Source organism: Plantactinospora sp. A48 (assembly GCF_055793945.1).
On sequence record NZ_JBTIXF010000019.1, the window covers coordinates 48,747 to 70,843 of the forward strand.

21 protein-coding genes are annotated in these 22,097 nt (G+C 70.4%); 16 read left to right on the plus strand and 5 right to left on the minus strand.

Going from position 1 to position 22,097, the window contains the following annotated elements; translation table 11 throughout:
* Positions 1–17: 17 nt before the first annotated feature.
* Positions 18–587, plus strand: coding sequence for a YkvA family protein (locus ACXN5W_RS12975; protein ID WP_473158485.1), 570 nt, complete (start codon positions 18–20; stop codon positions 585–587).
* 288 nt (positions 588–875) lie between these two features.
* Here ACXN5W_RS12975 and ACXN5W_RS12980 read toward each other — a convergent pair whose 3' ends face one another.
* Positions 876–1,172: a hypothetical protein gene (locus tag ACXN5W_RS12980; RefSeq protein WP_473158486.1), complete on the minus strand. Its 297-nt coding sequence runs from the start codon at positions 1,170–1,172 to the stop codon at positions 876–878.
* 413 nt (positions 1,173–1,585) lie between these two features.
* Between ACXN5W_RS12980 and ACXN5W_RS12985 the strand changes: the two genes are divergently transcribed.
* The 6 genes from ACXN5W_RS12985 to ACXN5W_RS13010 all read left to right on the plus strand — a co-directional run bounded on the left by ACXN5W_RS12985 (position 1,586) and on the right by ACXN5W_RS13010 (position 5,203).
* Entirely contained in the window at positions 1,586–2,353 is a 768-nt protein-coding gene (locus ACXN5W_RS12985; protein ID WP_473158487.1) for a Scr1 family TA system antitoxin-like transcriptional regulator, read from the plus strand.
* The gene (locus ACXN5W_RS12990) at positions 2,350–2,544 is read left to right on the plus strand and encodes a DUF397 domain-containing protein (RefSeq protein WP_473158528.1); all 195 of its coding nucleotides are present in this window, start codon (positions 2,350–2,352) and stop codon (positions 2,542–2,544) included. Before ACXN5W_RS12985 ends, ACXN5W_RS12990 begins: the two co-directional genes overlap by 4 nt.
* 307 nt (positions 2,545–2,851) lie before the next feature.
* Entirely contained in the window at positions 2,852–3,121 is a 270-nt protein-coding gene (locus ACXN5W_RS12995; protein WP_473158488.1) for a hypothetical protein, read from the plus strand.
* The gene (locus tag ACXN5W_RS13000; RefSeq protein ID WP_473158489.1) at positions 3,114–3,728 is read left to right on the plus strand and encodes a DUF6879 family protein; all 615 of its coding nucleotides are present in this window, start codon (positions 3,114–3,116) and stop codon (positions 3,726–3,728) included. Before ACXN5W_RS12995 ends, ACXN5W_RS13000 begins: the two co-directional genes overlap by 8 nt.
* Before the next feature lie 81 nt (positions 3,729–3,809).
* Positions 3,810–4,532, plus strand: a complete 723-nt coding sequence (locus ACXN5W_RS13005; protein WP_473158490.1) for a DUF6082 family protein — start codon at positions 3,810–3,812, stop codon at positions 4,530–4,532.
* 170 nt (positions 4,533–4,702) lie between these two features.
* Positions 4,703–5,203 (plus strand): hypothetical protein, encoded by a 501-nt coding sequence (locus tag ACXN5W_RS13010; RefSeq protein ID WP_473158491.1) that lies wholly within the window; start codon positions 4,703–4,705, stop codon positions 5,201–5,203.
* Positions 5,204–5,205: 2 nt separating this feature from the next.
* Here the strand turns inward: ACXN5W_RS13010 and ACXN5W_RS13015 are convergent, their stop codons facing one another.
* Positions 5,206–8,151, minus strand: coding sequence for a PQQ-dependent sugar dehydrogenase (locus tag ACXN5W_RS13015; protein WP_473158492.1), 2,946 nt, complete (start codon positions 8,149–8,151; stop codon positions 5,206–5,208).
* A 601-nt stretch (positions 8,152–8,752) separates the two neighbouring features.
* Between ACXN5W_RS13015 and ACXN5W_RS13020 the strand changes: the two genes are divergently transcribed.
* The 5 genes from ACXN5W_RS13020 to ACXN5W_RS13040 are packed head-to-tail and all read left to right on the plus strand — an operon-like array spanning position 8,753 to position 14,180.
* Positions 8,753–10,039 (plus strand): glycosyltransferase family 4 protein, encoded by a 1,287-nt coding sequence (locus ACXN5W_RS13020; RefSeq protein ID WP_473158493.1) that lies wholly within the window; start codon positions 8,753–8,755, stop codon positions 10,037–10,039.
* Between the two features lie 50 nt (positions 10,040–10,089).
* The gene (locus ACXN5W_RS13025) at positions 10,090–11,025 is read left to right on the plus strand and encodes a hypothetical protein (RefSeq protein ID WP_473158494.1); all 936 of its coding nucleotides are present in this window, start codon (positions 10,090–10,092) and stop codon (positions 11,023–11,025) included.
* Positions 11,015–12,478: an O-antigen ligase family protein gene (locus ACXN5W_RS13030; protein WP_473158495.1), complete on the plus strand. Its 1,464-nt coding sequence runs from the start codon at positions 11,015–11,017 to the stop codon at positions 12,476–12,478. The genes ACXN5W_RS13025 and ACXN5W_RS13030 overlap by 11 nt, the downstream gene beginning before the upstream one ends.
* Complete coding sequence (locus ACXN5W_RS13035; protein ID WP_473158496.1) at positions 12,475–13,317, plus strand: glycosyltransferase family 2 protein; 843 nt, start codon at positions 12,475–12,477, stop codon at positions 13,315–13,317. The genes ACXN5W_RS13030 and ACXN5W_RS13035 overlap by 4 nt, the downstream gene beginning before the upstream one ends.
* Positions 13,314–14,180: a glycosyltransferase gene (locus tag ACXN5W_RS13040; RefSeq protein WP_473158497.1), complete on the plus strand. Its 867-nt coding sequence runs from the start codon at positions 13,314–13,316 to the stop codon at positions 14,178–14,180. Before ACXN5W_RS13035 ends, ACXN5W_RS13040 begins: the two co-directional genes overlap by 4 nt.
* A gap of 108 nt (positions 14,181–14,288) precedes the next feature.
* Here ACXN5W_RS13040 and ACXN5W_RS13045 read toward each other — a convergent pair whose 3' ends face one another.
* The 3 genes from ACXN5W_RS13045 to ACXN5W_RS13055 form a co-directional block, all read right to left on the minus strand.
* Positions 14,289–15,362 (minus strand): Ig-like domain-containing protein, encoded by a 1,074-nt coding sequence (locus tag ACXN5W_RS13045; protein ID WP_473158498.1) that lies wholly within the window; start codon positions 15,360–15,362, stop codon positions 14,289–14,291.
* Between the two features lie 180 nt (positions 15,363–15,542).
* The gene (locus ACXN5W_RS13050) at positions 15,543–16,358 is read right to left on the minus strand and encodes an alpha/beta hydrolase (RefSeq protein ID WP_473158499.1); all 816 of its coding nucleotides are present in this window, start codon (positions 16,356–16,358) and stop codon (positions 15,543–15,545) included.
* A gap of 66 nt (positions 16,359–16,424) precedes the next feature.
* Positions 16,425–16,706, minus strand: coding sequence for a hypothetical protein (locus tag ACXN5W_RS13055; RefSeq protein WP_473158529.1), 282 nt, complete (start codon positions 16,704–16,706; stop codon positions 16,425–16,427).
* A gap of 230 nt (positions 16,707–16,936) precedes the next feature.
* Between ACXN5W_RS13055 and ACXN5W_RS13060 the strand changes: the two genes are divergently transcribed.
* From ACXN5W_RS13060 to ACXN5W_RS13075, 4 genes are all read left to right on the plus strand, one after another.
* Positions 16,937–18,040 (plus strand): Ig-like domain-containing protein, encoded by a 1,104-nt coding sequence (locus ACXN5W_RS13060; RefSeq protein WP_473158500.1) that lies wholly within the window; start codon positions 16,937–16,939, stop codon positions 18,038–18,040.
* Positions 18,041–18,053: 13 nt separating this feature from the next.
* Positions 18,054–19,457 (plus strand): Ig-like domain-containing protein, encoded by a 1,404-nt coding sequence (locus ACXN5W_RS13065; RefSeq protein ID WP_473158501.1) that lies wholly within the window; start codon positions 18,054–18,056, stop codon positions 19,455–19,457.
* 104 nt (positions 19,458–19,561) lie between these two features.
* Entirely contained in the window at positions 19,562–20,686 is a 1,125-nt protein-coding gene (locus ACXN5W_RS13070; RefSeq protein WP_473158502.1) for an Ig-like domain-containing protein, read from the plus strand.
* An 84-nt stretch (positions 20,687–20,770) separates the two neighbouring features.
* Positions 20,771–21,868, plus strand: coding sequence for an Ig-like domain-containing protein (locus ACXN5W_RS13075; protein WP_473158503.1), 1,098 nt, complete (start codon positions 20,771–20,773; stop codon positions 21,866–21,868).
* Positions 21,869–22,097 lie beyond the last annotated feature (229 nt).

Sequence of the window (22,097 nt, forward strand, 5' to 3'; positions counted from 1 at the left end):
TCGCTTACCGTTGAGGCATGTCCCGGGAAGCGTGGCTCGTACTACTGTCGCTCGGTGGTCTGATCGCGCTCGCCGCCGCCGTGGGCGCGGCCATCCTGGCGGTCCGGGTCTGGCGGACCCGCCGGATGCTGACCGAGCTGGGCGCCGCCGGCAAGGTGGCCTTCTACGGTGCGCTGATCTACACCATCTTCCCCGTCGATCTGCTGCCCGACCCGATCTACCTGGACGATCTCGGCGTGCTGGCCGGGGCGCTCATCTACCTCACCAAGCTGCTGCACCGGCATCGTGCCGCACAGCTCGCGGCCGGACGGCCGCTCGGTGGCGGACAGTGGCCCGACCCGCGTCGGTTCGCGGTTCCCCGCGTCCCCCCGCCGGGCACCCTGCCCGCCGCACCCGCCGCGCTGCCCCCCGCACCACGTCCGCTGCCCACCCCGCCTGCCGCGCCGGGCGCCGCGCCGACCCTGCCTGCCGCGCCGACCCCGCCGTTCCCGACGCCGAGTGGGTACCCGCCGCCCCGGCTCCCGGCCGGCCCGCCGCCACCCACTCGGCGGCTCCCACCCGGATCACCCGGATCGCCCGGTCGCTGACCCTCACCACGGCCCGAGGATCGACCCGCCCGGCTGCTCCGCGCCCCACCGCCGTCGCCGTGCCCGTCGCCGTCGCCGTGCCCGTCACCGTGCCCGTCGCCGTCGCCGTGCCCGTCACCGGAGATCTTGGACGCAAACCGTTCGCAGCAAACGGTTTGCGTCCAAGATCTCAGAGATTCGGCCGGCGACGGCGGCCTGGGCCGCCACTGCCCGGCGATGGCCGGGCGGTTCTGCCGGACCGCTCGGAAGAAGCGCGCGTACAGCTCGGCCGCCGACCGGACCGGTAGCTCACGAACGGCGTCGATGAACAGAGCCGCCAGGTACGCCGCGACCGCTCGGCTGCCCGGCGGCGGCCGGGCGGTTCTGCCGGACCACCCGGAAGAAGCGCGCGTACAGCTCGGCCACCGGTCGATCCGGTAGCTCACGAACGGCGTCGACGAACAGAGCCGCCAGGTACGCCGCGACCGCTCGGCGATCCGGCTCGGTGGCGAGCATGTCCCGGGCGGTCTGGCACGGGTATTCGTCGCCACACTCGCCACACGCCCACCCTGGTGCTGGTAGGTGCGCCGGGCGCGCGATGATCACCGCCGGTCCCGGTTGGCGGTTCTTCCCCGACTGGAGATCGGGCCCCGGTTCCACACCCGTTTCCGGTACGCGGCCGGGAGAGCCTCGGTTGGTTCGGTGGCCCATCTCGGCAGCCACGTCGGCGGCTGCGCCGCTGGCCGGGTGTCGACACAGCCCTGGCGGAGTCGCCACGGCAGGCCACAGACACAGCGTCGGGAGAACAGGTGCCGGCGTCGGTGCATGGTCACGCCTCCTCGCGATAGTCGGGGCCGGCCCCCACGGGGCTGAGGGCCGGCCGGTCGATTCCGCCCGTCCCGTCTGTTGCCGCAGACCCGGGCGTTCCACCAATTGCGAGTTTTCCAATCGTGACAGGACACTTACACCTCGCTACGGTGTGTTATCAGAACACTCCAGACGTTCTGTGGGGGACACGGGTGAACACTGTTTTACGGGCGGCGATGGCCGAGGCGGGAGAAACGCCCGAATCACTCGCCGAGCGCGTGGGGGTGGATCCGAAGACCGTGGCGCGATGGTTGGCGCCCGGTCGGATCCCACACGCGCGGCACCGGGTGGCCGCCACTGAGGCACTGGGCCGGGACGTGGGGGACATTTGGCCGGACGTCCTGGTGTACCGGACGCCGTCCTGGTTCCGGGAGTGGGTCGAGTGGGAACGGGAGGCGACCGCACTGCGCTGGTTCGAGCTGGCCTGGGTGCCGGGTCTGTTGCAGACCGAGGCGTACGCCCGAGCCACCCTGGCCGACGAACTGCTGACCGAGGTGGAGCGGGACCAGCTCGTCGCGTCCCGGCTGAGCCGACAGGCGATCCTTCGCCGGGAGCGGCCACCGCTGCTCGTCGCCGTCATCGACGAGGCCGCGCTGCGGCGTCCGATGCACAACAACGCGGCGATCATGGCGGAACAGTTCACCCACCTGGCCGAGTGCGCCGCCATGCCCTGGGTGCAGGTCCACGTCGTGCCAGCCAATGTCGGGCTGTACCCGGGCCTCGGCGGTCAGTTCATCATCGCCGAACTGCCGGACAGAAAGCGGGTGGCCTACGTGGACGGTCAGGCACGAGCGCAAACCATCGAGCAGGCCGCCGAGCTTGCTACCCTGGACCGGCGGTGGGAACAGATCCGTGGCGAGGCCCTCTCGCGGCAACAGTCCCTCGATCTGATCAAGGAAGCGGCATCGTCATGGACGTGACCGGAGCCACCTGGCGCAAGAGCACCCGCAGCGGCAACAACGGCGGGGCCTGCGTAGAGGTCGCAGACAACCTGCCGGACGTCGTGCTGGTCCGCGACACGAAGGACCGCGACGGCGGCACCCTGACCGTCAACCCGACGCAGTGGCAGCGCTTCGTCGACCTCGCGAAGCGACTCGGTCCGCTCGCCTGACCGCACCGCCCGACGCCGGCACCCCGCCGTCTGGTCGCCTGACCGCGCCACCCAACCCGCACCCCGCCCGTCAACCGGGGTGCCGGCGTCGGTGGCAGCGATGGCAACTCCCGCGCGTACCGACCGAACTCGCCTCCGCAAGCCGCCGCCTGCCCTCGCCTGACGACGGTTGAGCGTGAGCGCCCAGGACCGTGGCCGGTGATGAAGTAGATAGATCGACTTCAGGTAGTGCCAAACGACCGAAGACTGTTGCGTCGAACGTTCGCCGCGTGACACGGTTTGCCTCGTCGAGCCGCCGGGAGGAACTGTGGCACGCTCATGGCAACCAGACAGTTCAGCGAACTTCCGCAGGCGACTCGGACGGTCGGCTGCCGAGCTTGGTGACAGCGGGGGCACCACCACCTGCCCCGATATTTGGGAGCTGTCCAACGGCGATGTCGCGGTGATCGGCCGGGACCTGACCGACTCCTACGCCGGCCGGTTGCCCGCCGACGTCAGCGTCGGCGCCGGCGAACGCATCGTCGTCATTCCGCGCAGCATGGTGGTCGCCGCCAAGCCGGACATCCCGGATGCGTGATCTGCTGGCCGCAGTTGACCGGCAATCCCTGACACTGTCCGACTACGATGCCGACTTCTACCGACAGGTCGAATCCGTTGACGGCCCGATTCTCAAGACTGAACGCATCCAGACCTTCCGGGAGCCGGGAAGCCCAAGTTGGGAGGCGTACGACGGCGGTCGGTGGGACGAGGCGCTGCACATCGCCAACCAACCGGACCCGGCGCTGGCGGAATTCCTTCGGAAACTCGCCGCCCGCGGCTCGGGGCTGCGCCGACTTCGCATCGTCGAACTGCCACTGACCCCCTACCTCGTGTGGGAGATGAACTTCTTCCGCCACCGGGTGGACGCGGGCGAGGAAATCCATATCCTCGATGCCAGTCATGTCGCGAGTCTTGAGGCGGTGCATGGCATGGTTCCGGAACTCATGATTGTTGGCTCGCAGGCCGCCTATCAGGTGCTGTACGACGAAGCTGGCACTCCGGTCGGCGCCAGCAAGGTCACCGATCCGACGGTCGTTGACGAGTGTCGTAGTCAGGTGGCAGCAATGTTCGTGGGGGCGGAGCCATTCGAGTCGTTCTTCCGGCGGGAGGTCGACGGCAGGAAGCCCTGGGGTCGTCGCCCGTAGCGGCCGATCGAGAGTTGTGGAGGCGAGGTGCCCCGATCCCGGAGAGGCTCCGACCTGGCTCGTCGCTCGGTCACTCCGACGGTGGTCCTACTCGCCCTGCTGAGCGGTCTGATCCTGGTCCTGCTGACTCCTTCGGCGTTGTCGTTGATCGGCAATGGCTCCGGATACGACTGGCCACTGCTCGGGAACGTCGGCCAGGCGTACGGCGCGGCCTCCGCGATCCTCGCGGCCTTGGCGCTGGTTGGTGTTGTCTGGTCGCTGGTCCTTCAGGCCCGCGAGGCGAAGGCGAATCGTGAACAGGCGATTCGGGCGCTGCACACCGACCTGCTGAAGATGGCAATCGAAGAGCCCGAATTCTTGGCATGCTGGGGGCCGATCGCCGAGGCGGATGATCTTGAATGGTTCCGGAAACACGTCTACACCAACCTGATCGTCACGCACTGGCAGCTGATGTGGGAGGTGGGAGCCCTCTCCGAGACGCACCTGAGGGTGCTCGCCGACCAGTTCTTCCAGGGCACGTCCGGGAGGCGGTTCTGGGCCGAGGCCAGGGACCCCCGCAAGAAGACGGAGAACTCCCGGCGGGCGCGACGATTCACCACCGTCCTGGACCAGTGCTACATCGAGTCGCTTGCTCGACACCCGTTCAGCGACAACCTCTCTGAGCAGCGCGTCCCAGCGGAGGGGCACGGCGCTGAACCTGGAACTCTGGCTCAGATTGTTGCGGGTGCCCTCATCGGAGTGACCGCCACGGTCGTCGGACACCAGTTCTGGAAGCGCTACGTCAGACCACGCTCCCGCACGTAGGCCTCAAGGTGCTACTCGGGAGGGTCTGGTCGTCCGGCAGGGTACGGACGGTCCCTGCCGGCAGCTCCTCACCGTGTCCAGCGGGGACGGCCCGGTGGGTGGCGCCGCAAAGTGTCGGAGCCGGATGTGAGGATGCCTCTCCACAGCGGACATTGGGCGCGGAGGAACGGATGAGTGTCGACACCTTCTGGCGGCGGATCCCGGCGGAGGCGATCGGCGGGCTCGGCCCGCGCCAGCTCGGTGTGCTGGTGCCGAGCCGGTCGGAGGCCGGCTTCGCGGCGCTCGTCGCCGCCGGCCGGCTGGTGGCGGTGCCGGACGGCGGCGCGTTGATCGGCGAGTTGCTCCAGCTCGGCGCGGCGGACGGGCCCTGCTCGGGGGTCGCCAAGTGGCTGGCGGCCGGTCCGCCGGACTGGGACGACCGGCACCGGGTCGGCGTCTTCCGGCCGGAGTTCGTCCGGCAGGCCGCCGAGTTCCTGGCCGAGGTGCCGGTCGACGAGTGGGCGGGGCGGTTCCGCGCCGACCTTGCCGACTTCGCCGCCTCGCTCGATCGCTGTCGACCGTACGACGAGGATCGGCATGGCACCGTCCGGGCCGGCCTGGGCGCGCTGCGTGACCTGTTCACGGTCGCCGCCGCCCGGGACGAGGCGGTGATCGAGAAGATGACGGTCTGACCTCATGGCGCCGGGGTGGGTGGGTTGAACACGATGGCCCGGCCGTCGGCCAGCACCGGTTGGTTGACCGCGTACTGCAGGGCCATGTTGCCGGTGGCGTTCTCGATCCCGACGGTCGCGCTGTCACCACGCTCCCGGGTGTCCTTCGTGGACAGGCCGGCGTAGTTGAAGGTGAACTGGCCCTTCTCGGAGATGACCGCCTCGATCGACAGCCGGGCCGAGGATGACCCGTAGTAGCCGACGTTGCGCCATTCCACCACGTACCGGCGGTTCGGGGCGCTGCCCAGCACGGCGGTCCGGACGCTGGAGTCGGGCCACACCCGCAGGTCGTCCCAGAACGGATAGAGGGAGGCGTTCGGCGCGGTGACGGTCGGGATCGGTCCGTTGATCGGCGACGATCCGCCCGGGTCGAGGAACGACACCAGGCCGTTGGTCGAGATCCACGCCGTGCTGTACGACTGGCCGTAGAGCGGTACCGGGAAGGGCAGCGTCACGGCGGTCACCGCGTCGTCCCCGCTCAGCGGCAGCACCGTGCCGTCGGCCGGTTCGAAGGGCTGGCCGGGCACGGCCGTGCAGGTGTAGCCGAAGCGGTCCTTGCAGCCGGCGGTGCTGGTGAAGGTGGCCGTCCAGGTGCTGGCCGTCGCGGGCGCGGTGATCACGTGGGTCCGGGCGCCGCCGTCGGACCACCGTTTGAAGGAGTACGTCCCGCCGAGTGCCACCTGCGGGCTGGGGGTGCTGATGGTGTTCGTGGAGCCGACGATGACCGCGACCGTCGCCGGGGCGGTGTGTTCGGCACCGTCCACGTCCACCATCAGTCCGGGCGGGTCGGTGGCGATCGTCAGGTTCACCGTCTTCGGGTCGAGCCGCAGCGTGGTGCTGCCGGTCAGGCCCTGCCGGTCCGTGGCTGTCAGGGTGAGTTCCAGGTGCGACGGGTACTCGTGGTCGGGGGCCAGGAAGCTGCCGCTGGCCACCCCCGACGAGGTCAGCACGACGTGCGTGTGGCAGCTGCCGGTGAGATCGCAGTGCCGGTTGATCAACTGCCAGGACAGCGCGCTGGCCGGCAACGTACCGTCCTGGGGGTCGGTGGCGTGGCCACTGAAGGTGATCTTCTGGCCCACCACCCACCGCAGGGTGCCGGCGGGGCTGTCGATCACCGGCACCGGAGCGCCGACCGAGACCAGCACCTGTCTGGTGACCGTCGAGGTCCGGCCGCCGCTGTCGGTCACCTCCAACCGGGCGGTGTAGCTCCCGGAGGTCCGGTAGGTGTGCGTCACGGTGGGTCCGGTGGCGTCCACCGACCCGTTGTTGTCGAAGTCCCACCGGTAGCTGAGCAGGTCACCCGGGTCGGGGTCGGACGACGCGGAACCGTCGAAGGTGACGGTCAGCGGCGCGGTCCCCGAGGTCGGGGTGGCGGTCATCATGGCGACCGGCGGTGAGTTGCCCGCCGTGTAGTGGAACCGCCGGATCGTCCCGCCGGCCAGGTCCGCGTAGTAGACGTCACCCTCGGGACCGATCTCCAGGTCCACCGGGGTGGCAGCGGTCGGCGCGAACGAGACGATGTCGGCCGGGTCGGGCAACCCGGTGCTGCCGGTGCGCATGGCCCAGATGCAGCCCCGGGAGTAGTCGGCGAAGAACAGCGCGCCCGCGTAGCTGGCCGGGTAGCCGCCGCCCGCGCCGGGGTAGAAGGCCACCCCGCTGGGTGACGACCCGCCGGTCGGGCAGCTCTCGCCGGCCACCACCGGCTGGCTGTGCTGGTACGTGAAGTACGGCGGGACGAACGCGCCGGCCCCCGCGCCGTACAGGCTCTCGCAGAGGTTGAGGTTCGCGGCGTCGTACCCGCTCTGCCGGTTGTTCCCCTCGTAGCAGGGCCATCCGTAGTTGCGGACCGGGCCGGGCACCGGGTCGGGGATCCGGTCGATCTCCTCCCAGGTACGCCAGCCCACATCTCCCGCCCACACCTCGCGGGTGCCCGGCCGGAACGTCCAGCGGAACGGGTTGCGCAACCCGTACGTGAGGATCCGTCGGGCGTTCGGGTCCGAGTTGGCGGCCAGCGGGTTGTCCGGCAGCGCCGCGCCGGTCGCCGGATCGATCCGGATCAGCGTGCCGGACAACCCGGTCCGGTCCCCGGGGGTACGCAGGTCCTGTGACCGCAGCGCACCGCCCTCGGCGGTGGGCGGCTTCATGGTGCCACCGACCGCGGCCGGCGGGTCGCCGCACGGGTTCGACGGGCTGCCGGCCTGCCCGTAGTCGACGAAGGTGGCCGAGGCGCCCTCCCCGCCGGTGACGTAGAGCGCACCGTCGGGGCCGAAGTGCAGGTCACCGATGGAGTGGCTTTCGATCTGCTGGCACCAGTCGTTCACCAGGACCTGCTCGGTGCCGGTCATCACGTTGCCGTCCGCCCGCAACCGGGAGACCCGGCTGCTGGTGAGGCAGTTGCCGATGCTCGGGCAGCTGTCGTGGTACGTGGGTGCGGTCCCGCCGATCCGGCCGTCGTAGGTGTAGCTGACGTAGACGTACGGGTCGGCCGGGAAGCCCGGCGGCAGGGCCAGGCCGATCAGGCCCATGTCCTCGTAGTTGTAGACCTTGGCGCTGAGGTCGGCGAAGACGGTGGGACTGGTGTCGGTCAGGTTGTCGAAGACCTTGATCACGCCGTCCTTCTGGGCCACGAAGACCCGCCCGTCCGGCGCGAAGACCAGCTTGGTGGGCAGCGTGAGCCCACTGAACACCACCTGCTCGGCAAACCCCGCCGGCGGCCCGGCCGTGGCCGTGCCGGTGACCGACCGGTCGGTCACCGGCGACCCGGACCCGGCGGTGGCCGACCGGCCGGATCCCGAGTGGACGGGCGGCGTCGCAGCCGAGCCGGGCACCGGGGGGATGGGCGCGACCAGCGTGCCGGTAAGCAGGACGCCGACCAGCGTCCGGGACAGTCCTCGTCGTACCAGCCTCATGGTGCGCCCCCTCTTCCGTCCGTCGCGCGCCCGCGACGGAACGCCTTGGACCAGCATCTGCGCAGGTCAGCGGGGTGGTCTGTCGGGACGCCGACCGCATCGGCCGCCGTCGGGGCACTTCCGGCCGGCCGTTCGGCGCCGGCCGAGGGACCGATCCGCCCGGCCGCGCCGACACCCGGTGGATGCCGCCACCGGATGCCGCCACCGGGCCCGCACCGGGCCGCCACCCAGCACCAGGACAACACCGCCACGGGGTACGCGTCGGAAACCGCAGCGACCGCAGGCCGCGATGGAAATTGCGGTCAGGCGCACCGGAAACAATTTCCATCGCTGATTTTGTGAATCGAATTCACCACTCCTCGAACCGAGTGCCGGAAGATCCGCGGCGCGACCGTAAAAGAACCACCAGTTGCAGGAAAGGCCAGCTCACGACAGGTGTGCCGATGTAAGGAAGCTGACATTAATAAACGATTACGACCCTTGCCGAAGCACTCATGATGCCGCAGTGTCATTCCTCGGGCGTGCCACGGGAATGCAGTTCCCGATTAGTCGATCGACATTCGGCGCCCCGGCCATGCGGCGGACGAAATGTGAGGCGGGAATGGCTGACCGGGCACCGCACATCGTGATCGTGGTCGTCAACCTGCCCGCCGAACGGGACCGCCGGGTGATCCGGGAGTGTCAGTCGCTGGAGTCGGCCGGTTACCGGACGACCGTGATCTGTCCCCGAGGTCCGGACCGGCTGGAGATCCTGCCCGGCACGGTGGCGACCCGGATCCGCCCCTTCCGGCAGCCGTTCGCCGGCTCCGGCGTGCTCTCGTTCGCCGCCGAGTTCGCCTGGGCGCTGCTGGCGGTGACCGCCCGGCTGCTCGTTCTCCTGCTGACCGACCGGGTGGACGCGGTACAGACCTGCAACCCGCCGGACGTGTTCTGGGTGCTCGCGCTGCTGATGCGGGCGTTGGGCCGGCCGTTCGTCTTCGACCACCACGATCTCAACCCCGAGCTGTACGAGTGCAAGACCGAGCACCCCCAGCCGCTCGTGCTGCGCCTGCTGCTGGCCTTCGAATGGCTCTCCTGGCGCTGCGCCACCGCCGTCGTCGCGACCAACGAGTCGTACCGGGATCTGGCGATCCGGCGGGGCGGCTGCGATCCCGACCGGGTCGTGGTGGTCCGCAACGGCCCGTGGCTGGCCGAGGCGGAGGCCCCGGCGGAGGCGCTCCCGCCGCACCGGGCGGACCGGCACCTCATCGTCTACCTCGGGGTGATCAACCCGCAGGACCATGTGGCGGCGGCCGTCCTGGCCGCCGAGGGACTGGCCCGGCTGCGGGGTACGGCGGACTGGCGGCTGGTCATCGCCGGCGACGGGGAGAGCCTGCCGGAGCTGCACCGGCTGGCCACCCGGCACGGTCTCGACCAGGTGGTCCGGTTCACGGGTTGGTTGGAGCCCGAGGCCGTGGACGGGTTGCTGCGGTCGGCCTCGATCGGCATCCAGCCCGACCCGCCCAGCCGGATGGCCGAGCTGTCCACCATGGCGAAGACCGTCGAATACCTGGCTCGCGGGCTGCCGGTGGTCGCCGTCGACCTGCTGGAGACCCGGCGTACCGCCGCCGGCGCCGCGCTGTACGTCCCGACCGGCTCCCCGGACGAACTGGCCGCGGCGCTGCATCGGCTGCTCGATGATGACGAGACGCGGGCGGCGATGCGGGAGGTCGCCCGGCGCCGGTTCCGGCACCACCTCGCCTGGGATCACCAGGCCGTGGTCTACCTGGACCTGTGGCGCCGACTGCTCGCCCCGCCGGCCGGCCCGCCCCACCAGCGCGCCGCCGCCGACCCCACCGTGGCCGCACGCCGGCCCACCGAAACCGGTACGGCCGGTCCGCCGCGCTGACCGGTCCCGCTGCTCCCCCTTCCTCTCCCGCTCACCGAAAGGGTTCCTGGATGGACCTGCTCGACCTGCTGAAGCTCATGCTGCGGCGGTGGTACGTCACGGTTCCGGTGCTGCTGGTCGCCCTGGCCGGCGCCGTCGGGGTCGGCCAACGGATACACCCGGAATACAAGACGAGCGCGGCGGTCGTCCTGGTGCCGCCCACCACACCCGTAGCGGAACCCGCCCGGGGCACCACCCCGCGACCGGGGAACCCGTGGCTGACGATCGGCGAGGAACAGATGGCCCAGGCCGTACAGATATCCATCTCCGCGCGTCCGGCCCGGGACCGGGTGGCGACCGCCGGCGGCACGCCCGACTACAAGGTCGACGCGGTTACCCGTACCTCGATCCTCACCATCGACGTCACCGCCCAGACCGAGGCCCAGGCGCTGGCCACGGTCAGCACGGTGACCCGGTTGATCGACGCCGAGGTGGCGAGCCGGCAGGAGGAGTACCGGCCCCGACCCGGCGAACAGATCAGCACCAAGGTGCTCGACGCCGGCCTGGACGTCACCCAGTCGCGGTCCAACGTGCTGCGGGCGCAGATCGTACTGGTGGTCATCGGCCTGCTGGGGGCGGCCAGTTGCGCGGCGATGGTGGACGGCGCCCTCCGGCACCGCGCCGCCCGGCGGGGAGCCCGCCGGCACGCCGGAGGGGTCCGGGCCATCTCCGGGCCGGACACGGGGGTCGCCGGAAGCGCGCCGCCCATCCCGGCTCCCCCGGCGCCCGCGCCGCCCATCCCGGCGCCGGCACCGCCCGCGCCGGCACCGCCGCAGCCCATGCCGCCCCGGCCACCGGTACCCGCCGGAGCCGCCCCGCCGGCCGGGCCCGGGCCGCAGGGTCACCCGGCCGAGCCCGGATCGCCGGGCTGGGGCAGCCCGTCCCCCGCGCCGGACGACACGGTCGTGCTCACCACGGTCCGCCGGGCGGGCCGGGATGCCGGTTGACCTGGGGCCGGCACCGGCCACCCCGACCGAGGCCGCGACGAGCCACCCGGCGCACGGTCACCCGGCCGGCGACCCGGCGACGCTCCCGGCGGACGGTCACCCGACCGGCCCGGACACCCACCGGTCGGGCACCGTCTACGACGGTCACATTCCGACGGTACGACGGGCACCGGACGCCTCCGGCCCGCTGATCGTGCTGCTCCTGCTCTGCTACCTGCTGCCGGCTCGGCTGATCTTCCCGCCGCTGGCCGCGTTGGGCCGTCCCTGCGCCCTGCTGGCGATAGCCCTGTTCGTCTGGTGGGCGCTGACCCGGCTGCACCCGCAGCTGAGCGTCCGGGGGCGGCAGCCGATGCGGTGGGCCCTGGTCGGCTACCTGATCACGATCGGCGCCTCCTACCTCGCGGCGCAGGGCCGGGGGATGCCGGTACTGGAGTCCAACGGCGCCGACCGCAGCATCCTGATGGCCCTCGGCGGTGCCGGCGTGCTGCTCTGTGCCGCCGACGGGTTGCTGACCCGGGACCGGATCGACCGGGTGCTCCGCTGGCTCTGCTGGGGCTGCGGATACATGGCGCTCATCGCGCTGGCCCAGTTCGTCCTGCACCGCGACTTCACGGTGTGGATCCGGCTGCCGCCGCTGCTGGTCTTCCAGCGGGACCTGGTGGGCTTCGTGGACCGGGGTGGTGCCGGGCTGTTCCGGGTCGCCGGTACGGCCGGGCACTACATCGAGTTCAGCGTGCTGATGGTGATCGGGCTGGTGGTGTCGATCCACCTGGCCCGGTTCTCCCCGCTGCGCCGCGACCGCCAGGTCTTCGCCGCCCTGGCCCTGCTCCAGGCCGGCGTCATCCCCATCTCGCTGTCCCGGACCGGCGTCCTCGCGCTGGCCGCCGCGATCCTGCTGCTCGGGATCTGCTGGCCGCTGCGGACCACGGGCAACGTCCTGATCGCGGGGGTGTTCCTGACGGCCCTGATCCAGGCCGCCCGCCCCGGGCTGCTGTCCACCCTGCGCGCCCTGCTCTTCGCCGGTGAGCGGGATCCCAGCGTGCAGGGTCGGGTGGAGGACTACGCCTACGTCGCGCCGTTCATCCGGGAGCGGCCGTGGTTCGGCCGGGGCACCGGCACCTGGCTGCCCGAGCTGTACCAACTGCTCGACAACCAGTGGTTGCAGACCCTGGTCACCACCGGGATCGTCGGCGTCGCCGGCCTGGTTGTGCTGTTCGGCAGCGGGATCGTCGTCGCCGGCCGGGTCCGCCGGTACACCCGCTCCGCCCGGGACCGGGACCTGGCGGTGGTCCTCGCGGTCGCCGTCGCCGTGGCCGCGGCCAGCGCGTTCACCTTCGACGCCCTGTACTTCACCACCTACTTCATCACCGTCCACCTGCTGCTGGGACTGTCCGGCGCGCTGTGGCGGATGACCCGAGCGGAACGACTCAACCAGACCAGAGGTACCAGATGAGCGGCATCGACATCCTGATGGTCACGTACAACCGGCCGGAGTACGTCCGGCTGTCCCTGCCCCGGCTGTTGGAAACCTGCCCGCCGGACGGCCGGGTCTGGGTGTGGCACAACGGCAACCACGCCGAGACGCTGGCGGTGGTCGGGGCGTACCGGGGGCATCCGAGACTGCACCGCTTCCATCACGACCCGGCGAACCCGGGGTTGCGCGAGCCGACGAACTGGCTGTGGCGGGAGGCGACCGGCGCCTGTCTGGGCAAGGTCGACGACGACTGCCTGGAGGAACCCGGCTGGCTGGAGCGGCTGTCCCGGGCGCACGAGGACGTGGCGCAGTTCGGCGTGATCGGCGCCTGGCGGTTCCCCGACTCCGACGTCGACGCCGGGCTGGTCGCGCGGAAGCTGGCCGACTACCCGTACGGACACACGCTGCTGCGCAACCACTGGGTGCAGGGCAGCGGCTACCTGCTCAAACGGGAGGTGGTGGGGCAGCTCGGCCCGATCCGGCCGGACGAGTCGTTCACCCGGTGGTGCATCCGGGCGGCCCGAGCCGGCTGGATCAACGGCTGGTACCACCCGTTCATCCGGGAGGATCACATGGACGACCCGCGCAGTCCCAACACGATCTACCACAGCGACGCCGACCTGCGCGCCCGGTGGCCGCTGTCGGCCCGTGCCGTGGGCGCCACCACGATCGCCGACTGGACCGCGCAGCTCACCCACTCGGCGCGGGTGGTCCAGGCCGCCTCGCTGGACCTGGCCGACTACTACGGCTGGCGGTTCCGGCGGCACAACCTGAGCCGCCGGCTGCGCCGGGCGCTGACCGGGCGGGCACCCTGGTGAGCAGCGTGGTGATCGCCGCCCACGACGAGTCGGCCCGGATCGGCGGTACGCTGCGCGCCCTGCTCGCCGACGCCGCGCCGGGCGAGTTCGAGGTGGTCGTGGTGGCCAACGGCTGTTCCGACGACACCGCCTCGGTGGCCCGGTCGGTCCCCGGGGTGACGGTGGTCGAGCTGACGGTGGCGAGCAAGCCGGCGGCCCTCAACGCGGGTGACGCGGTGGCCACCCGGTTTCCCCGGCTGTACCTGGACGCCGACGTCGTGCTGAGCACCGCCGACGCCCGGGAACTGTTCACGGTGGTCGACGGCCGGCCGGCCGATGCCGGGCCGGGTGCCGGTGGCCGGCCCCGGGTGCTGGCCGCGGCGCCCCGGCGGGTGCTCGACACGTCCGGTCGGCCCCTGCTGGTCCGGGCGTACTACGCGATCAACGGCCGGCTTCCCGCATTCCGGGGCTCGCTGTTCGGCCGGGGGGCCATCGCGGTGTCGGCGCTCGGTCGGGGCCGCTTCGACATCTTTCCCGACGTGGTCGCCGACGACCTCTATCTGGACTCGCTCTTCCTGCCCAGCGAGAAGTTCGAGCTGCGGCACACCAGGGCGGTGGTGGCCACCCCCCGGCGCACCCGGGACCTGCTCCGCCGGCTGGGCCGGGTGCGGGCCGGCAACGCGATGCTGCGCACCACCGGCCGGCAGGTGGCGCCGATGCGCGGGGGATCATGGCTGACCGACGTGGTGCTACGGCGGCCCTGGCTGCTGCCGGCCGGCGCCTGCTACGCCGTGCTCACGGTGCTGGCCGAGCTGACCGCGCGCCGACCGGCCACCCGCGCCGGCTGGGCCCGGGACGAGTCCAGCCGCTGGGCCGAGAGGTAAGGAAGGGCACCTTGTTATCGCTTTTCGGATAGCAAGGGCCCCCGCTTAACGCCCACGCCCCCGCGCGCCGGTCAGCGCGAATTGCGGGCGAGCTTCAGGCTGAGGAGGTCACTCGGTGAAGCGGATGCCGACGGCGGCGTCGTCGCTGAGGCGGTCCTGCGCGAGGCGGTAGACGAACCGGTCGGTACGTCCGTGTTTGTGCAGGGGGGTGTAGATCACCGTGCGGCTGGAGGTGAGTTTGATCCGGCCGTAGCGGGGTGGGGTCACGATGGTGAGTTTCGCGATGTCGCTGGCGATGTCGTTGGCGAGTACCGGGATGGCGGTGCGGCGACCGTCCTGGATGGCGACCCGATCGTCGTTGGCCACCGGGGCGAGGGTGAAGAAGCCAAAGCCGTCGTTGATGAAGGTGTTCTGCTGCCCGCCGGCGTCCAGGTTCATGGTGATGATGTCAAGGGTGCCGTCGCCGCTGGCGTCGATGATGTCGGTACGCCAGTCGACGTCACCGCCCGGATCGGTCTGTAGGCGCTGCACCGTGCCGTCATCGAGGATCGCCACCACGCCGCTGTCGTCGCTGGTGCACTCGTGGCTGTAGGCGATGGTGACGTCCATCGCCCCGTTGTGATTGAAGTCGCGAAAGAACAACTGGGGTATCCCGGAGCACCAGCGGATCGGGCCGTTGATCAGGGTGCCGGCCGCGGTGTTGAGGAAGGTGACAAACCCGGTGCCCTCGTCGCCCCGAACGTAGAGGTCGAGGTGATGATCACCATTGAAGTCCTGCGATCCCAGAAAGCTGGGGTATGGCAACGCTTTGTCAATGGTGGCCGCCGGGACGAAGTCGGTGAGCACGAGCAGGTCGTAGGAGACCCCCGGTGGGCGCCCGCTGAAGAAGGCGAGCACGAGTTGGATGGAACCGTCCCAGCCCAGGTCCAGGGCGATGCCCACGTCCGGGCACTGGCTGGCGCCATCCACACCGGGCACCGGGTAGAGATGCACCACCGGGGGGCCGAAACCGCCGTCGGCGAGACCCGGTTCAATGATCGTCGCGCACTGGGTCCGCGCAGCGTAACTCAGCGTGATCTTTTCTGGGTAACCGTCGGCGTTCAAGTCACCGTAGAAGGGCTCATTTCTGCCTTCGGCCAAGGCAGGTGTCGCCATGGCGACGGCGCCGAGCGCGGCGGCCATCGTCAAGACGGCAAGTAACACGATTGGTTGGCGTCTCATGACGCCTCCTCATAAGTAGATGTATAAGCAACAATCTACTGATTTGACGGATCTTCTATGGCATAAGTCTTTGATCTGACATATCCGGTAATTCGGCTATACACAGAAGACGAGCTTCGCTCGTATCAGCAGCCAGGGCCCCTAGTCCGGCTCGTCGCCCGCCGCCGGGACCGGGCCGGGCACCGGGCGACCGGCGAAGGACGCCACGGTCCGGTCGGCGTACGCGCTGGCGTCGCCGGTCTCCATCGGGCCGTCCCAGTCCCGGGGCAGCGGCACCGGCACGGCCGGGTTGACCCGCCGGACCACCTCGTCGAGGACGTTCTCGGCGTCGCCGACCCACAGGTGCTTGGCGCCGGCCATCGGCACCACCTCGGCCTGCGGCACCGCCGCGAAGCGCTCCCGGGCGGCGTCCGGGCGCAGGTAGTCGTCGTACTCGGGGATGAGCGCGGTGAGCGGCTTGCCCGACTCGGCCCAGGTGGCCAGGTCGTCGAGGGTGCTGAAGCGTAGCGGCGGGGAGAGCAGGATGGCGCCGCGTACGGCCGGGTCGCAGCCGTACCTGATCGTCAGGTCGGTGCCGAACGACCAGCCGAGCAGCCAGATGTTGGGCAGTTCGGCGAACTCGGCGTACTCGATCGCGGCCGCGACGTCGTACCGCTCTCCCACGGCGTTGTCGAACTCGCCCTCGCTGGTCCCCCGGACGCTGGTGGTGCCCCGGGTGTTGAACCGCAGCACCGCCAGGTCGGCCAGGGCCGGCAGCCGCCAGGCGGCCTTGCGGAAGATGTGGCTGTCCATCATCCCGCCGTGCGTGGGTAGCGGATGCAGGCAGATGATCGTGGCGGCCGGGTCCCGGTCGGCGGGCAGCGCCAGCTCACCCACCAGGCGCAGTCCGTCGGCGGTGTGCAGCTCGATGTCGGTACGGCGGCCGGGCAGGATCGAGGAGGCGCGGATGGCAGTCACCGATCAAGTGTAAATAAGGGGCCCTTCCTATACCGAAAACGATAAGAAGGGGCCCTTCCTTACATCTCAGCCGTAGCGGGGGGCGTTGCGGGAGCGCTGCACGACCGGGCCACGCCGGTCCCGGGCCCGCCAGCAGCCGCCGTGCCAGTGTCGCCGGTCGCCGGGGTCGCCCCAGCCGTCGGCGGGCCAGGCCACCACGTGCGGCACGCCGGGTCGGATCTCCTGTTCGCAACCGGGACAGCGGTACGTCTTGACCGCCGCCGCGCCGGAGATGCCGCGTACCAGCCACTCGCCGTCCCGCCACGCCTGGACGCCGTGGTCACCGTGACGGGCCCGCTCGCCGTCCAGCTCCGGCGTGGGATCGCGGCGGGGGCGGTTGCGACGCGGACTCACCTTCCCAGGGTACGGCGCCAGCGTTGAGTTCCCGACCATGACCTGCGCGACGCCAAGATCCGGATGAAATTTACTAATCGCAGCGTGTCAGATCAAAGTCAGTCATATCGAATGATGTTCGTGCTGGCTTACGGTCAGAACATCCGCCTCGGCTCTGGCGGAGGCCCTCAGGAAGGGGCAATGCCATGACACGCCGCATTCGCGCCATCGCCCTGCTCGCGGTGCTCGGCACCGTGATCTGCGCGACCACCCCGTCACCCGCCCTCGGAGGTGGGCCCAGCGAGCCGATCAGGGGGGACTTCAACATGGATGGCAGGGTTGACCAGGTGATCCTGGGGGCGGTCAACCCCAACTACTGCTCCGTGATCCTGCAACTGGGCCATCCCGTCGACGTCTTCGTCCCACCCTTGGTGTACGTCTATCTCCGGCCGGTGCCGACCGGCGGCGCCGATGTCTGCCCCGACATCGGAACCGCGTTCGACTTCGACAGCGAGGGAGCCCCCGAGCTGTGGATCGGCTGGAGCCGGGGCGCGCCGCCGGGCCTGAGCTACAACCGGCTCATCCTCGACGACCTCCCCCACGGCTTCATGCCGATCGGCACCTTCACCTCGCCGATCAGCGCCCCCACCCTGCTGGACACGGCGGTCTTCACCCCCGGCGCGACCCCGACGCCGTACGGGCTCGGGATGGGCGGCTACACCCCCTATGTGATCAGCGGTTCCGAGCTGCTGCCCTCGCCGGAAGCCTGGTGCTCCGCCGCCACCCCCGCGCTGCAACTGTGGGATGTCGACCGGAACGACGCCATGGACGCCCTGCTCGCCTACCGCGGGGGTTGCACGAATCGCACCAACGGGGTGGTGCTGATCTTCGACAACGGCCACACCCAACATCTCGAACTGGGTGCGGCGACCTGGAAGGCACGGTTCGTGTACGCCAACGCCGACCGGATCATCGACGTTCGCACCGACAACCAGAGCAACGGCCAGGTGCGCTACTTCATCGGCAAGGGCAATCAGGGCCTCGTGCTCGCCCCGGTCGCGGTCTACGACGGGGTGACCACGTTGGGCCAGAAGATCGTGATCAGTGTGCTGGCCAATGACTACGCCAGCAGCAACGCCCGGGTCAGCATCATCACCGCGCCCCGGTACGGCACGGCACAGGTGACCAGTGACGGCCGCATCGCCTATCGGCCCAGCTCCGCCCACGGTCCCGACGATCGGCTGGTGTACCGGCTGACCGAAGAGGGCCGGCACAGCAGCGCCGCCGTCTCGATCCGCAACCGCGGCTGATCGGCAGACCGCCATGTCCAGCCTTGCAAAGGCCCAGTTCGCCGCCATTCTGGTAGCGGTGCTGGCCGCCGTGTCGACCACGGCGGCCCCGGTCCGGCCGGTGTCGGCCGGACCCCCGTCGGACGGACCCGCGTCGGACGGACCCGCGTCGGACCGGCCGGCCCCGGGTCTGACCATCCGGTCCGCCGCCCTGCCACCCGGAGCGATTCCGCTGCCGGCTCCTCCCCCCGGGCCGCACCGGCTCTCCCCCGCACAGGCCCGGGAGGCGCTGGTGGACGCCCAGGCCCGGGCCGCCGAGGCCCGCGCCGAGCGGGAAAGCGCGGCCCGTCGGACCGCCACGGTCCCCGAGGACCCACCGCCACCCGGCGTCCGGCCTCCCGGGGCGCACGGCCGGGGTGACCCGATCCGCGGCCGGTACAACAACGACCCGTACCCGGACGTGGCCTACCTCGGGCTGGTCGGCACCACACTCTGCTCGGTCATCGTGCAGTACGGCGCCCCGGACGGAATCCTCGGCATTCCCATCGCGTACGTCTACCTGCGCCCCGGCAGCGAGGGCGGTGCCATTGTGAACTGCCCGGACATCGGGGTGACGCTCGACCTGAACCGCGACGGCCGGGACGAGTTGGCCGTCTCCTGGTTCGCCGGTCCGCCGCACACGGTGCCGTATTCGCTGTTGGTGCTCACCGACTTCACCTTCCAACCGGACTACGGGCTGACCGAGACGGTCTTCCAGCCGAGTTGGCAGGGCACCGCGGACTTCACCGGCGAGGGCTACCGGGACGTCTACATGATCAGCGACCAGGGCCAGGGCTACCAGACCTACGTCAACACCGGCAACGGGGTGCTGCGCCCCGGGCCCGAACGCTGGTGTGCCGCCCCGAACACGGTACTGCTGCGGGACTTCGACGGCAGCGGGGCGCAGGACGCGCTCATCTCGTACCTCCTGGAGTGCGCTGACCGGTCCAGCGGGGTGGTGGTGGTCCGCGACGACGGCTCGTACCAGCTGCTGGAGCACGACCAGACCGGCATCACCGTCTGGGCCGCGTCGGTGGTCGACGCCAACGGCGATCGGTTCCCGGACATCCGCACCGTGAACGTGCTGACGGGCGTCACCCACTACTTCGTCAACGCCGGCACCCGGTTCGTCCTGGCTCCGCAGGCGACGAACGACTCGGCCACCGTGCCGGGCACTCGACGCACCGCCATCAACGTGCTGGCCAACGACTACGTCACCACGGACACCCGGATCAGCGTCGTCACCCCACCCCGGTACGGCACCGCCCAGGTCACCTCCAGCGGCACCATCGTGTACGGGCCCCGGCCGGTCCACGGCACCACCGACTCGTTCACCTACCGGCTGACCCTCGACGGGCGCATCAGCGACGCCACCGTCAGCCTCCGGATCACCGGGTGACCGGCGCCACCCGCCTGGCCGACCGGCACGGCCGGACGGCGTGGCGACCGGCCACCCGGGCACCGCCCATTTCGGGCAGCACTGCGACACATGGAGGGAGCGCCATGTGCAGACAATCCTCGCGAACCGGCCCCGGTTGGTTCCTCAGCACAATCGTCACCCTGATCATCACCACGGTCGTGGCATCGCTGGCCTGGGCCGGCCCGGCCGTGGCCGGCGGACCGGGTGTGCCGATCCCCGGCGACTTCAACGGCGACGGCGTACCCGACGTCGTGGCCCTGGACTCGTTCGTCGGAGACTCCATCGACTGCCGGGCAACAGTCACCGCCCCGGGCCAGCCGACCCGGGAGTTCACCTACCTGGTGTTGCCGCACACCGTCCCCGAGCCGGTCTGCCCGAACATGGGTACGGCCGCCGACGTGGACGGGTCCGGGATCGACGAACTGGTGGTGACCTGGTTCGACGGCCCCCCGCCGTCGGTCACCGAGAACCTGCTGACGCTGCGGTTCTACCAGGTCGTCGGCACGTCCGCGGCGATCTGGCAGCCCAGCTTCATCGGGCACGCGGACTTCACCGCCGACGGACGGCAGGACGTCTACCAGTGGACCGACCAGGGCGACGGATACCAGACCTTCCTCAGCACCGGCGCCGGCACCTTCGTCCCCGGCCCCGAGCGGTACTGCGCCACACCCACCCAGCTCACCGTCCGGGACCTCAATCACAACGGTCGGGCGGACGCGCTGATCAGCTACATCGACAACTGCGCCGACTTCTCCAGCGGCGTGGTGGTGGCCTGGGACAACGGTGCGGTCCAGCGGTTGCAGGTCGATCCGTCCGGGGAGACGACCTGGACGTCCCAGGTGGTCTACGCCGACGGCGACGCTCGTCCGGACGTACTCACCGTCAACCGGAGCACCGGCGCCCGCCGGTACTTCATCAACACCGGCACCGGCCGGTTCGTGGCCGCGCCGCTGGCGGTACCCGATTCGGCGGTGGTGCCCGGTAACCGGCGGACCGCGCTCAACGTGCTGGCCAACGACTACACCACGAGCGGCACCCGGGTCAGTGTCACGCGGGCGCCGCGCTACGGCACCGCCCAGGTCACCTCCAGCGGCACCATCGTCTACGACCCACGACCGGTGCACGGCACCACCGACTCGTTCACCTACCGGCTGACCCTCGACGGACACAGCAGCAACGCCACCGTCAGCCTCCGAATCACCGGGTGACCGATGAGAGGGCCAGGCCCGCGCCGGCCAGGCCCTCCCCGGTCATCCCGTCGGGCCAACAGGCGCGACAGAGAGGACAGGACCATGGGGAAGAGTCGGATACTCGCCGCCGCGCTGGCCGCCGCGACATTGCTGGTCTGCACGGTGGGTCCCGGTGTACCGGCCCGCGCCGGTGGACCGGGCGAGCCGATCATCGGCGACTTCGACGGGGACGACATCGCCGACGTCGCCACCCTGGACCTGGTGGTCGACAGCTCGATCAACTGCCAGCTCCACGTCCGGCCCGGTGGCACCGGGCCGGTCCGCACCTACACCTACCTGGTGCTGTCAACCGACGAACCCAACTGTCCCGACCTGGGTACGGCCGGCGAGATCGACCACTCCGGACTGGACGAGATCATGCTGAGCTGGTTCGCCGGCCCGCCGCCGGGGATCGAGGAGAACCTGCTGACCCTGCGGCTGTTCAAACTGATCGCCACCTCCACTGCCATCTGGCAACCGAGCTTCATCGGGCACGCCGACATCAACGGCGACCACCTGCAGGACCTCTACGAGTGGACCGACCAGGGTGACGGGTACCAGACGTTCCTCAGCACCGGCACCGGCGCCTTCGTGCCCGGTCCGGAGCGGTACTGCGGCACGCCCCGGCAGTTGACGCTGCGGGACTTCGTCGGCGACGGCACGCTGGGCACGCTGATCAGCTACATCGAGAACTGCGCCGACTTCTCCAGCGGGGTGGTCGTGGCGTTGGCCAACGGCGAGGTCCGGACGCTGGAGTCCGACCCGTTCGGGGGGACGACCTGGACCTCCCGGGTGGTGGACGCCAACGGCGACGCCCGGCTGGACGTACTCACCGTGAACCGGCGGACCGGTCAGCCACGGTACTTCCTCAACACCGGTGCCGGCACCTTCGTCGCGACCCCCCGGGCAGTGCAGGACCGGGTGTGGATTTCCGACGCCCGCCGGACGGTGATCCCGATCCTGACCAACGACTACGTGGTTCCGGGCTACACCATCACCATCACCACCCCACCCAGCGAGGGTACGTCGACGCTCACCTCCGCCGGCACCATCGTCTACACGCCACGGGCCGATCACGCCGGGCACGACCGGCTCGTCTACCGGATCGCCGAACAGGGTTGGTCCAGCAGCGCCGCCGTCACCATCACCTTCACCCCCTGAGCTGCAAGGAAGGGCCCCCTCTTATCGCTTTTCGTATAGGAAGGGTCCCCTCTTAACCACGCCGCCCACCAGCACTGTCGGATGCTGGGCACGTTGACGCCGAAGCCACAATCGGCAGTTAGCCTCATTTAATGCTTTTAACGGTTATTGACCAGTTGACCAGCCTCAACGGCGCGCGACGTCCACCCGGCGTACGGTGCCCGCGCGGCGGTCGTACCCGGGAAAGGTG